This window comes from Streptomyces sp. NPDC028314, assembly GCF_055565795.1.
The window spans coordinates 181833-193812 of the sequence record NZ_JBVHTP010000008.1; the positions used below are offsets into that span (position 1 = coordinate 181833).

Consider the following 11980-nt stretch of genomic DNA (forward strand, 5'->3'; position numbering starts at 1 on the left):
CGCAGCGCGGCCGGGAGCCCGGGCAGGGCCCCCGCGGCGGCCCCTACGCCGCGAGCCAGGCCGGCCGGTCGGTCCCCCAGCGGGACGGCCCCCGCCCCCACGAGCCGAACGGCAGCGGGGAGGCCGCGTGGCGCAACTTCCCGTAGCCCGAGTCCGCCACCCGCAGCCACGGCTCCGGGGCGTACCCCGCCGCCCGCGGGCCCGCCGCCGGAACCCCCCGCACCAGCCACGAGGCCGTCCCGGCCAGGGAGTACCGCAGCGCCCGCCCGCCCCCGTCGGCCAGCGCCCGCTGCACCCCGGCGGCGACCAGGTACCCCGTCCCGTGGTCCAGGGCCTGCGCGGGCAGCACCCCCGGCGCCCCCGACCCGTCCTCAACGAGCCTCGCACCGCGCCCTCTTGGCCGCGCCCCTCTCCTGGCGGCGCTCCGCGGGGCCCTGCCGGCCCGAAGCCGCGGCGGGCACCCCTCGTACCGGCGTTCCCCTCGCAGTACGTTGTCCGGATGGATCTTCTTCGACCTGTCATCCAGCCGTACGCCTGGGGCTCCAGGCACGTCATCGCCGGCATCCAAGGGCGTCCGGCCCCGTCCGCGGGGCCGGAGGCCGAGTTGTGGATGGGGGCCCATCCGTCGGCCCCGTCCGGGGTCGTCCGGGACGGACGGGAGACGACGCTCGATGCCGTCGTGGCCGCGGATCCCGGGCTGGAGCTCGGGGCGGAGTGCCAGGAGCGCTTCGGGGGGCGGCTGCCGTTCCTGCTGAAGATCCTCGCCGCCGAGACCGCGCTGTCGATACAGGTGCATCCCGACCGGGCGCAGGCCGAGGCCGGGTTCGCCGCGGAACAGGGGCAGGGGGGTGCGCGGACCTACGTGGACGACTGGCCGAAGCCGGAGATCCTGTGCGCGCTGACCCCGTTCGAGGTGCTGGCCGGGTTCCGGGACGTCGGCGAGGCCGCTGACGTGCTCGACGGGCTCGGGCTGGCACAGCTGCGGCCGGTGAGCGGGGCGCTGCGCGGCGGTGGCGGACCGGAGCGCCTGACGGAGGCGTTGCGGCTGGTGCTGACCTGGCCCGGACCGGAGCGGGCCGCCCTGCTCGAAGCGGTCGTGTCGGCCTGCGCCCGGCTTGCCGGGGCGGGCGGTGCGCACGCGGCCGCCTACGACGCGGTCGTACGGATGGCCGTCGATCACCCGGGGGACATCGGGCTGCTCGCGTCGCTGCTGTTCCGGCACCTGACGGTGGATCCGGGCGAGGCGCTCTTCATGCCCGCCGGGGGGCTGCACGCCTACATCAAGGGTGTCGGCGTTGAGCTGCTGGCCAACTCGGACAACGTGCTGCGCGCCGGTCTGACCCCGAAGCACATGAACATTCCCGAGCTGCTCCGCGTCGTCGACCCGACGGTCGACGTTCCGGTGCTGCGGCCCCGGGCGCTGCCGGGTTCCCCGGCCGTGGCGGTGTACGACTCGACGGCGCCGGAGTTCCGGCTGTACCGGTTCAGCCTCGGCGGCGAGCCGGTCGGGGTCCTGGACGGCGGGCCGCGGATCGCGCTGTGCGTCGAGGGCGACGCGGTGCTGCGGGATGCCGGCGGCTCCGAGCTCAAGCTCGGCCGCGGCGAGTCGTGTTTCCTGTCGGCCGCGGACGCCGAGGTGACCGCGACGGGTGAGGCGACCCTCTTCGTCGCGACCGTCGGCTGAGGCCCGGCGGGTCCGGGGTGTCGGCCGCCCGACACCCCGGACGTACCCTCAGCGGTCGATCACGCCCGAACGCAGGGCGAGTTCGCGCACTTCCAGCAGCCGGTCCTTCGGCATCTCGACCTGCTCGACGGCGACCTTGTTCTCGGTCGCCCGGCCGCCCTTCCAGATGATCGACCCGTTCTGCGCGGTGCGCAGGGACTCGGCCTTCAGCCGCGGCCCCTGGATCACCAGGGAGAAGGTGTTCGTCGCCGAGGTGACCGAGTGCACCATGTGCTGGTCGATGGCGTACGAAGAGCCCTCGCCCTCGGTCCGGATGGTGCTGGGCACCAACGGCTTGGGATTCTCGCCTTCGAGCTGGGCCTTCACGTACGCCTCGGGTCCGTACAGGCGGTGGAGGTACTGGCCCTTGAGGATCCGGGTGTGGAAGGGCCAGCGGTGGCTGTGCGGGAAGTGGGTGCCCTGGTCGAAGCGGTGCAGACGGATGCGGAGCATGCTGTCGGGGTCGTCGAACAGCACGATCCGGTCGCCCCACCACTGGCGTTCCGAAAGGCCCAGCAACTGGGTGTCGTCGAGGGCGTTGTCGATCAGCTCGCGCAGGGCGCCCGGGGACCCGATCGTGTGGGTCACCTGGCCGGCCACGTGCTCGGCCACCTCGATCCGCGACCAGTCGAGCCGCTGCAGCCGGGTCAAATTACGGTCCATCTGTCAACTCTCCAAGTTTCCGTCGGTCAGGGGCCGTTCAGACGACCGCGACCGAGTACGTGCGCAGCACCCCGGCGGCTGCCGATGCGAGCTCTTCGGGGGTCACCTGCTCCAAGCGCTGCGCCCGGTCGCCGGGCGCGCTGCCGTCGAGGGCTTCGACGGCGGCCCGGTAGGAGGCGAGCGGCACGTCGGAGGCCTCTGCGGCGGCCCGCTCGCACGCGGCGGTCCGGGCCGCCAGGAACGCCGCTTCGTCGAGGCGGCCCGCCGCGGTGAGTTCCAGCAGCTCGCGGACCAGGGATTCCGCCGTGGCGACCCACTCGGTGTCGAGGTCCAGCTCGACCTGGAACAGCCCGCAGTCCTGGTAGCCCTCGTACGTGGCCTCCAGGACGCAGTGGATGCCGAGATCGGTGTCCAGGGTGCGCCGCAGGACCGAGGCCTGCGCGCCGCCGAGCAGTTCGGTGAGCACCTGGAGGGCGGACGCGGCCGGCTGCGTCCGGGCCGCGGCGATGCCTCCGGCCGCCACCCGGGCGCGCGCCGCGCCGGCGGCGGCGCGCAGGTTGACGCCGCCGACCGAGAAGATCTCCGTCGGGGGTGCCTCGCGCTTCACCCCGCGGGCCGGCTCCGAGGCCTGCGGCAGAGCGTGCTTCAGCGTCTCCAGCGCCCCGGGCACGAGCGCCTCCGGAGCGGCCACGACGACGACGGGGGTCCCGCTCGCCAGCACGTCCTGGTGCACCTTCGACAGCTCCGGCGCCCCCCGGTCGCCGGGCATCGGGCGCGCCAGGGGATGCTCGGCGAAGAGCAGCTCCCTCAGCTTCGAACGGGCCGCGGAGCGCGCGTCGTACGGCTGCTCGCCGCCGGCGGTCGGCGCGGGCCGGGCCACGGCCGCGAGGAAGACCGGCAGGCATTCCTCGATCGCGCCGGCGGGCAGCCGGCACCGGAAGGTGAGCGTCTCGTAGCCGATGGCGGCCTCGGCCACGGCGTCGCGGGAGGCCAGGAAGGCCCCCAGGGTCGTGCCGTCCGGGCCCGCCGTCGCGGTGAGCACACCGCGGGCGAGCGGGGCGAGGGCCGCGGCCGCGGCCTCGTCGCGGTCACGCACTCCGGTCGGCAGGACGATGGTGACCGTCAGGTCGTCCTCTGCGGGTATCACCAGAAACATGGATCACGCCTTCTCGTTCAAGGTGCCGGTACGTCGATCAACCCGGGCAGGAGCGCCAGCGACGCGATGACGTGGTCGGCCCCGGCCAGCCGGTCGGCCGGTGTCGTCGCGGCGAATCCGACGACCCGCATCCCGGCGGCCCTCGCGGCCTCCACGCCCAGCGGGCTGTCCTCCACCACGAGGACCCTCGCGGGATCGGCGCCCATCCTGGCCGCCGCGTGCAGGAACAGGTCGGGGGCCGGTTTCCCCGCCGCGACGTCGTCCGCGCTGACCACCCGGTTCCCCAGCAGCGGCGACAGACCGGTCACCCGCAGCGTCAGCGCGAGCCGTTCACGGTTGGAGCTGGAGGCGACACAGAACCGCGTGCCCCCGGCCGCCAGTGACTCCAGGAGTGCGCGGGCCCCCGCCACCGGCCGCAGCCGTGTGCTCAGCGAGCCGAGCAGGCGCTGCTGGAAGCGCTCCTGGAAGTCCGCGGACAGCGGGCGGCCCGCCCGTTCCTCGGCCAGCCGCCGGACCCGGGCGAACGAGCCGCCCATGTACGTCCGGATGCTCTCCTCCAGCGTGGTGGGCAGGCCCTCCTCGGTGAGCATCCGCGCCAGGAGTCCGTTGGCCAGACGCTCGGAGTCGACCAGCACTCCGTCGTTGTCGAAGATGACCAGTTCGACGGGGCTCATCGGGGGCTCGTCCGCCCGTCCGGACCGGCGAACTCCAGGAGCTCCTCGATGTCGACCGCGCAGTCCCCGCATCCGGTGTTCGCGCCGGTGGCCTCGCGCAGCGCCGGCAGGTCGCGGTGGCCCAGCGCCACGGCCGTGAGGAGCTCCCCTTCGGTGACCTCCATGCAGATGCAGACCAGCGGGTCGTCCGTGTCATGCATGCGACTGCTCCGCCGCCAGGGCGCGGAAGGCCAGGTCCAGGACCTCGGCCATCTGGTCCAGCTCGCCCGGGGTGATCACCAACGGCGGGTGGATGTTGATCACATCGGGCGCCATGCCGGTCGAGGCGACCAGCAGACCCAGGCCGGGGTGCACAGTGGCGCACAGCTGCCGCAGGCGCGGGGCGTGCGCCGCGCGGAGCACGATGCGCGCGGTGCCGCCCGTGGCGTCCACCCGGTCGATGAGGGCCGGGTGGGCCTCGGCGAGGGCGGCCAGCCGGGCGATCATGCCGTCGGCCAGCGCGGCGACGTCCGACTCGACGTCCTTCCAGGCCTCCCAGCGGTCCAGCACGGTGTCGACCACGGCCAGTGCGTGCGGGATCCCGACGTACGTGGAGGAGTGGCTGCCGGGCGGGTAGTGCGCGGGGTCGGCCAGCGGCTCCCGCGCCCAGACCGCGCTCAGCGCCGCGCCGCCGTTGCTCAGCCCCTTGCTCGTCACGACCACGTCGGGCTCGACGCCCGACAGCTGGAAGCCCCAGCGCGGACCCACCCGGTGCATACCGGTGAAGATCTCGTCGGCGATGACCACGGCCCCCTGGCTGCGCGCGTGGGCGACGGCTGCCCGGAGCAGCTCCGGGTCGGGTACCACCATGCCGCCCACGTTCTGGACGGACTCGAAGATGAACGCCGACACCTTGCGCCCGAAGCCGGCGCCGCCGACCCCGGACAGTTCGGAGCCCCAGCGGGTCACCGCACTGATGCAGCCGGGCCCGCAGCGGCCCGAGGACGGGTCCACGTGCGGGCAGGTCCGGGAGTCGGGACTGGGCAGCCGTACGACCTCCAGTCCCCAGGCGGCCAGCAGTTCGCGGTAGCGCGGGCTGGAGCTGAGCATGCTGGTCACACCGGACCGGCCGTGGAAGGCGCCTTCGAACACGACGACCGTGCCGGGCCCGTTGGCGCTGAAGGCGATCCGCAGGGCGGTCTCCATGCCCTGGGCTCCGCCGAGGTCCAGCTCGACGCGCCCGGGTGTCCCGAGCACCTCCGAGAAGAGCCGCTCCAGGCGCTCCAGCACGGCCAGCCGCAGGGGGGACTCGCAGAACGACGGCAGCGCCGGCAGGTCGAGGCAGCGGCGGGCCGCCTCCTTCAGGATGGACGCGTCGTAGCCCCAGGCCACCGTCCCGTTCGCCGCCTCGGCGTCCAGATAGCGGCGGCCGTCGTCGGCCTCCAGGAAGCAGCCGGAGCCGCGTACGAACCTCGGGACCACGGCCGACCGGTAGATCAGGTTCCCCGCGCCCGCGAACGGCGGCACCGCGGGGCCACCCGTCACACTCGACAACTTTCGACCTCCTGCTCCGTGCGGAGCCGTTCGTCGGTGTCCGCCCGCCATGCCGCCGCCGAGGAGGTGGGCAGGATCGGGGCGACACCGTGTTCGTTGCAATCGATCCACTGGGTGGCCACGGTGAGGACGTCCCACCGGGCCGCCCCGTCCGGCAGCGCCGTTCCGCGCCGCAGCTCGGCGAGCCATGCGCCGATGTGCGCCGGGGCACCCGCCCGCCGGGCCAGTCCGGCCCATGCCCCGGTGCCTTGCGACAGCCGGCCCAGGGCCGCGTCGACGTCCAGGTCGTGCGCGGGAACAGCCGCGTGCACGACGTCCAGCAGCGCGCGGGCGGGGTCGGCCGACCGCGGCCGGTCGGCGGCTCGCGGGCCGCTGCCGGAGAGCGCCTCGCGGCACCAGTCCCAGCCCGCCTGGTACGAGAAGAGCTGGAGTTCGCGGACGACGTCCGCCGGGTCGTCCGCGGTGTGGATGAAGTTGAGCAGGCCGTTGACCCGGCCGATCCTGGTCCGCAGGTCCGCGTGGCGGGCCGCTTCCGGGTCGGCGGATCCCTTGGCCGCGGTCAGCCGTACGCTGGCCGGCATCCAGGCGGGCCTGCGGGTGTCGTGCAGCAGCACCAGCAGGGCGGGGCCGGAGCCGAGCAGGTGGTCGACCACGTCGATGCGCTGCGCGGAGGCCGCGTTGAACTGGTAGCGCCACAGCTCACGGGTGAGCAGGGGGGAGAACCGGATCGTGGTGGCGGCCGCCGGCAGCCAACCCTCGTCGCGCAGGATGTCGAGGATCAGCTCGCAGCGCCGGCCCGCGATGGCGTCCGGTTTCAGCACGACGAAGGTGAAGTCGTGGCTCCGGCGCAGCTCGGCCACGTCGGCGAAGCTGCGCAGGCCCTCCCGCGCGTAGGTGTCGTAGCGGTAGACCTCGCGCTTGGCGGGATCCGCCGTCAGGGTGTCCAGCGCCGTTGCGGCCATCGCGGATCCGGGTGTCACCGGTGCCGTCCTCATCCGAGCCTCCTTCCACCGAGGGCCGTGGGCCGGCCGTCCACCAGGACGGTCCGGCTGCCGTCCGCGTGCGTGCCCGCGCCGAGGGCCAGCCGGCCGGCCGCGAAGGCGCGTACGGTCCATTCCAGGCAGGGCCGGTCGCTGAGGGTCTTCTGCCTCAGCTCCTGCTCCCAGGCGTCCTCGGGCGTGGCCCGGCGCGCCTCGACGTCCACGGCCGGGCCCATGCAGAGCACCGCCCCTCCGTCGCGGGTGCCGTCCACCACGAAGCAGGAGGTGCGGGTGGCGGTGTGGCCGGCTTCCATGGCGAGCCGTACCGGGTCCTTGCCGATCAGCAGCCGCCGGCCGTCGGCGTCGAGCACCGAGAGGTCCGCCGGATGCTGGTTGATCATGCGCCCGCGGAAGCGGTCGAGGAGGTCTCCCTCGATCCAGCGGTGGTACGCGAGCACGATCAGGTCCAGCGCGCCGTGCTCCGCCTCCCAGGCGGCGATCCGTGCGTCGAGGGCGTCGTGCCAGGCCCGGGCGCGCCGGCGGTACCGCAGGAGGGCGTCCGGCCCGGTGGCCTTGGAGACGAGCCCGCAGTGCGCGTCGAAGTCACCGGTCCAGGTCTCCACCCCCGCGTCCCGGGCCACGTCCAGGGCCTTGGCCGTGCTGCCGTGGGAGGCGACCAGGCACACCTCGAAGGAGTCCGGCTCCCGGTCCCGCATGCCGAGCAGGGTGCCCAGGTTCGCGCCGGTCGCGGAGACGAGGACGCCGATCCGCAGCGGCCCGGACGGCCGCAGCGGTCCGAGCGGGGTGACCGCGTGCGGTGCGGAGTTCACGTCCGCACTCCCGCGGACGCGGTGAGCAGCTCCAGCGTGACCGAGCAGCCCGGCCGTTCGGGGTTGACCAGGTGCATGTGGCGGGCCTCCGGGACGACGCGCTCCTCGGGTGCGAGGCCGTCGCCCCGCCAGCCGTCGAGCTGGAGGTCCGTCAGCGCGTCGGGCACGGCCTGGTCGCTGCCCGCCCGTACGACGGTCAGCCCGGCCACGTCCGCGCGGTCCGGGCGGGGCGTGGCCTCGGCCAGGGTGCCGCCCGCCGCGAGGTGCGCGCCCGTGAAGTGGGCCACGGCTGCGTCGCCGACGCCGAGGGATCCGGCGTGCTCCAGGTCCACCACGGGGGCGAGGAGCACGAGCCTGCGCCCCGCTCCCCGGCCGGTCACCGCCGCCATCGCCAGGTGCGCGCCGGCCGAGTGGCCGGCGAGCACCGCGTCGTCCCAGGCGTGGTCGTGTGCCGAGAGCGCCCCGAGCGCGAGCGCGGCGTCCTCGGCCGCGCCGGGCCAGCTGCCGCCGTCCCACACGGGCCGGTACTCGACGACCGCGACGGCGCGGCGGCGGCGTACCAGCGCGACCGCCAGCGGTTCGAGGTCGCGGGCGATGCGGTCGTGCCGCCAGAAGCCGCCGTGGAACAGCACGATCCGGGACTCCACCGGGGTGTCCACCGGGCCGTACAGATCGATGCGGTGCCAGGGGGACGGCCCGTAGCGCAGGACGCTCTCGACGATGCTCACAGCACTCCGATCGCTTCCAGCCGTGTGATCCAGTGCTCGAAGCGCTCGTCGCTCATCCGTACTTCGGCGCGGCGCTCCGCGGACTCGTCCGCGGCGCCCTCCCGCCACCAGACCTGGCCGTCGTCCTTGCGGATCATGAAGGCGCGGCGCTTCTGCGCCGGGCTCTGGATCATCAGCGAGATCGTCTCGGGCTCGGTGATGGTGGTGTGCAGCTGCTCGTGGTGCAGCGTGATGCTGCGCCCGGCGGGCTCCTGGCGCACGAAGTGGGGCCAGAACCGGCTGACGTCCGCGGTCTCGTCCAACGGCTGGTCCGTCGCGTACAGCGTGTGCTCGTAGGCGCCGCTGAGGATGTACGCGGTGAAGCTGAAGCGGTGGTTGTGCACGCGCTCGTACTGGTCGGTGTTGGCCAGTCGCAGCCTGATCCGCAGCCCCTTCTCGGGGGCGTCCCAGATCACGATCTTGTCGTCGAGTGCGTGGCACTCGCACTTCTCGCGCAGCTCCGGGGTCCGGCGCACCCGGTCGACGAGCGTGCGCAGCAGGGCGCGGTCGTCACCGATCCGGCGGGCGATGCGTTCGGTGACCTCGGCCGCGGCCTCCAGGTCGTCCCAGCGCACGGAGGGCAGGGAGTCCATGAAGGCGACGGCGGCGGCCTCGGTCACATCGCTGTGGAGCACGTCGGTCACGTCGGTCACGTCGGTCACGTCGGTCACGTCGGTCGCCGTCCCGGTCGTCGTCCCGGCCATCAGAGGACCTCCATCCCCTGCAGGCGCTGGGTCAGTTCGTCGAAGTACTGCTTGCTGATGCGCTTGCTGCCCCGGCGTTCCGCCTTCTCCTTGTCCTCGCCGAAGCGCCACCAGACCTTGCCGGTCTCCCGCTCGGTGATCAGCGACCGTTCCTTCTCGGCCGGGCCGCGGAGGAACAGCGAGACGGTGTCGGGCGTGGTGTAGGTCGTGTGGATCTCGCTGTGGTGCAGCGTGTAGCAGTTGCCCGCCATCTCGTTGGTGACGAACCGCGGTTCGACGCGCAGGTCGCTGTCGCGGGCGTCGAAGTCGTCCTGGACCTCGTCGGGGATGTCCTCGGGGCGGCCGACCAGCTGGTGGCGCACGTGACGGTAGCCGCCCCGCATGATCAGCGACGTGAAGGAGAAGCGGTGGTCGTGCGGGCGGTCCCGGTGGTCTTCGGTGGAGACGTGCACCCGGATGCGGAACCCCCGGTCCAGGGCGTCGTAGATGACCAGCTTGTCCAGCAGCCGGTGGTGCTCACACTTGTCGAAGAGGTCCTCCTCCTCGCGGGACCGCTCCAGGAGCTCGCGCAGCGCGTCCTTGTCCTCCGACAGGGCGAGCAGGATCTCGCGGGTCTGGGCACGCGCCTTCTGGAGGTCCGACCAGTCCACCGTGAGGCGGTCAAGTGCGTCCAACATGTAGTACTCCCTCTTGCTTCCACGTCTGGATGGGGTGGTGGGCGGGCCTCCGTCCGGCCCCGGCCGGATCAGCCGGCGGCGGAGCCCACTCCCGCGGTCAGTTCGGTCGGGGCTCCGGTGCCGAAGGCGCGGTGGGCCGTCCCGGCCACCAGCTGCCACAGCGGCGCGTCCGTGACGCCCATGCCGCGCGCGTTGCGCATCTGCCGCGCCAGGGGCTGCGAGCCCGCGGCGACGATCCCGCCGTCCTGGTACCAGAGGCCGTTGTCCTCGGTCTGGTGCAGGGCCTGCCCGCCGATCCGCGCCGAGTCGCAGCGGTCGGTCATCATCATGGAGTTGCCGTACCCCATGAGTTCGACGGCCCTGCTCGCGATCTCGAGGTCCACGTGTTCGCCGTCGAAGTTGATGCAGGCCGCGATCCGCCCGGCCGCCGCCTCCTGCATGATCGCGGCGGGGACCGGCCCGGCGATCCGGTCCATGTCGGCCAGCGTCCAGCCCGGGAGGTCGTACGCGGCGAGGGTGCTCTCCCGCTTGGCGCGCGCGGCGGAGGTCCGGAAGGCGTGCCGGATGTTCAGCGGCATGTCGTTGAAGAGGTGGTCGGTGATGACCCGGGTGCCCGAGCCGTTCCACTCGCTCTCCCAGGCCAGGTCCACGATGTCGTGCACCAGCTCGGCCGCGCCCTTGGGCTCGTCACGGGTGAAGTGGCCCAGCGCGGGCCGGATCCCGTGCGCCATGAGCAGCGGCACGATCCAGTCGAAGCGCGGGTGCCGGTCGTCCAGGTTGTCGTGCAGTCCCGAGGCGGTGGTGAAGGCGTCCGGGCTCACCACCGTGTAGACCAGGCCGAGTTCCCCGAGGTGCGCCAGGCGCTCCCACTCCTGGCGCGTCGGCGCCCACACGGTCGCGGCGGGCGTACCGCCGTGGCTGGCCAGCAGCGGGCCTTCCAGCGCGATGCCCACGATGTGGGGGATCCGCCCGGCCGTCCGCAGGGCGTGGTAGCGCCGCATGAACTGCTCGAAATCGGCCAGCTTCGACTGGCGGAGGTAGAGCGTGGGAATGCAGGCGACGTTCTCCTCGGCGCACTTCCTGTCGAGCAGGAGCAGGTCCAGCGCCCCGAACTCCGAGAAGTCCACCTCGCCGAAGCCATGGCAGTGCACCTCGACCGGGAGCCCCAGGCCCTCGTGCCGGTCTTCCACAATTACGTTGCCCATTGCAGGCCTTCTCTCTCTGTTACGCGACGATCCCGAGGCGCCGGATCTCTTCCGCCGCCTCCGGATCGTCGAATGCACCGAGTGCTTCGAAGTACCTGACGGTCTGCCGCGACGTGGCTGCCAGGTGCTCTCCTACCGCCTCCCGTGTGTAGGTCTCCGCGATGACGCGCTCCGCGTCGTCGCGGCTCAGTCCGTACCCGGCGAGTTCCTGCCGGACGGCCGGCAGGTCGGGCCGCAGGAAGGTCTCGATCAGCCGCGGGACCAGCAGGCCCGACCTGCGCCGCTCCTGTGGGGACAGCTGTCCCCACAGGTGGCGCAGGAAGGCGGCGAAGTAGGCGTGGTGCCGTCCTTCGTCCGAAGCGTGGTCGCGGACGGTGCTGCGGACGGCGGCGACGACGTCGGACCGCTCGGGGACCTCGGCGAGGCTCGCGGAGATCAGGGTCTCCGAGACGATGACGAAGAGCATTTCCGCCAGCGCCCGGTCCTGGGAGGGGAGTTCCTCCAGGATTTCACGCAGCCTCACCAGGAAGTACGGCTCCTCGGGCAGCCGCGGCGCGATCCGCGTCCGCTGCTGCACCTGCCGGGACAGGTCGACCGAGAAGAGGGTGTGGTACGCCTCGTCGCAGTAGATCTTGTAGGCGTCGAACCGCATCTCCTCCGGGAGCTCCACCCCGACGGAACCCTGCGCGATGCCGAGGACCGTCCGGTTGACCACCACGTATTCCAGGCGCGCGGTGAAGTCGAGGTAGCGGTAGAGGTGCTGGACGAGCACTTCCTCGAAACAGCCGACCGGGAGCCCCTTGACCAGCGGGTGCTGGGCGATGGGGACGAGGTCGGGCGAGAAGTAGTAGCGCTCCTGCTCGTCGTCCTCCAGCATCCGCCGCGGCGCCTGCCGCACTCCGGCCCGCTCGTACCAGTTGCCGAACGGGCTGCGGTACTCGGCCTCGGTGCTCTCCGGGGCCTCGGGCCGCGCCTCGTCCGGCTCGGGGTCCGCGCGCACGAGGAGCTGCTTGGGACAGTAGGACAGCGCCGTGCAGCCGACGAACATGCCGACTATGCCGCACATCG

Annotated in this window: 14 protein-coding genes; 1 reads left to right on the plus strand and 13 read right to left on the minus strand. The window is 73.0% G+C overall.

Translation table 11 applies throughout. The features are described 5' to 3' along the window. Positions 1-43: 43 nt before the first annotated feature. Complete coding sequence (locus tag ACZ4TG_RS19900) at positions 44-349, minus strand: hypothetical protein (protein WP_468164457.1); 306 nt, start codon at positions 347-349, stop codon at positions 44-46. Positions 350-499: 150 nt separating this feature from the next. Between ACZ4TG_RS19900 and manA the strand changes: the two genes are divergently transcribed. Further along, positions 500-1684, plus strand: a complete 1185-nt coding sequence (manA, locus tag ACZ4TG_RS19905; RefSeq protein WP_468164460.1) for a mannose-6-phosphate isomerase, class I — start codon at positions 500-502, stop codon at positions 1682-1684. A 48-nt stretch (positions 1685-1732) separates the two neighbouring features. Here manA and ACZ4TG_RS19910 read toward each other — a convergent pair whose 3' ends face one another. From ACZ4TG_RS19910 to ACZ4TG_RS19965, 12 genes are all read right to left on the minus strand, one after another. Then, the gene (locus tag ACZ4TG_RS19910; RefSeq protein ID WP_468164462.1) at positions 1733-2386 is read right to left on the minus strand and encodes a hypothetical protein; all 654 of its coding nucleotides are present in this window, start codon (positions 2384-2386) and stop codon (positions 1733-1735) included. A gap of 37 nt (positions 2387-2423) precedes the next feature. Continuing rightward, on the minus strand, positions 2424-3542 hold the full coding sequence (locus ACZ4TG_RS19915; protein ID WP_468164464.1) for an insulinase family protein: 1119 nt from the start codon (positions 3540-3542) through the stop codon (positions 2424-2426). A gap of 17 nt (positions 3543-3559) precedes the next feature. After that, complete coding sequence (locus ACZ4TG_RS19920; protein WP_468164466.1) at positions 3560-4216, minus strand: HAD family hydrolase; 657 nt, start codon at positions 4214-4216, stop codon at positions 3560-3562. Continuing rightward, complete coding sequence (locus ACZ4TG_RS19925; protein ID WP_468164468.1) at positions 4213-4416, minus strand: (2Fe-2S)-binding protein; 204 nt, start codon at positions 4414-4416, stop codon at positions 4213-4215. The genes ACZ4TG_RS19920 and ACZ4TG_RS19925 overlap by 4 nt, the downstream gene beginning before the upstream one ends. After that, positions 4409-5740, minus strand: a complete 1332-nt coding sequence (locus ACZ4TG_RS19930; protein WP_468164847.1) for an aminotransferase class III-fold pyridoxal phosphate-dependent enzyme — start codon at positions 5738-5740, stop codon at positions 4409-4411. Before ACZ4TG_RS19930 ends, ACZ4TG_RS19925 begins: the two co-directional genes overlap by 8 nt. After that, entirely contained in the window at positions 5737-6744 is a 1008-nt protein-coding gene (locus tag ACZ4TG_RS19935; RefSeq protein ID WP_468164470.1) for a nucleoside-diphosphate kinase, read from the minus strand. The genes ACZ4TG_RS19930 and ACZ4TG_RS19935 overlap by 4 nt, the downstream gene beginning before the upstream one ends. Beyond that, positions 6741-7559: a formyltransferase family protein gene (locus ACZ4TG_RS19940; protein WP_468164472.1), complete on the minus strand. Its 819-nt coding sequence runs from the start codon at positions 7557-7559 to the stop codon at positions 6741-6743. The genes ACZ4TG_RS19935 and ACZ4TG_RS19940 overlap by 4 nt, the downstream gene beginning before the upstream one ends. Beyond that, positions 7556-8287: an alpha/beta hydrolase fold domain-containing protein gene (locus ACZ4TG_RS19945; RefSeq protein WP_468164474.1), complete on the minus strand. Its 732-nt coding sequence runs from the start codon at positions 8285-8287 to the stop codon at positions 7556-7558. Before ACZ4TG_RS19945 ends, ACZ4TG_RS19940 begins: the two co-directional genes overlap by 4 nt. Beyond that, the gene (locus ACZ4TG_RS19950; protein ID WP_468164476.1) at positions 8284-9030 is read right to left on the minus strand and encodes a hypothetical protein; all 747 of its coding nucleotides are present in this window, start codon (positions 9028-9030) and stop codon (positions 8284-8286) included. The genes ACZ4TG_RS19945 and ACZ4TG_RS19950 overlap by 4 nt, the downstream gene beginning before the upstream one ends. Further along, positions 9030-9707, minus strand: coding sequence for a hypothetical protein (locus ACZ4TG_RS19955; RefSeq protein WP_468164478.1), 678 nt, complete (start codon positions 9705-9707; stop codon positions 9030-9032). Before ACZ4TG_RS19955 ends, ACZ4TG_RS19950 begins: the two co-directional genes overlap by 1 nt. 68 nt (positions 9708-9775) lie before the next feature. Next, positions 9776-10912 carry an amidohydrolase family protein gene (locus ACZ4TG_RS19960; RefSeq protein WP_468164480.1) on the minus strand — a complete coding sequence of 379 codons (1137 nt, stop codon included), beginning with the start codon at positions 10910-10912 and terminating at the stop codon, positions 9776-9778. A 19-nt stretch (positions 10913-10931) separates the two neighbouring features. Continuing rightward, positions 10932-11978: a diiron oxygenase gene (locus tag ACZ4TG_RS19965; RefSeq protein WP_468164482.1), complete on the minus strand. Its 1047-nt coding sequence runs from the start codon at positions 11976-11978 to the stop codon at positions 10932-10934. Between the last annotated feature and the right edge of the window lie 2 nt (positions 11979-11980).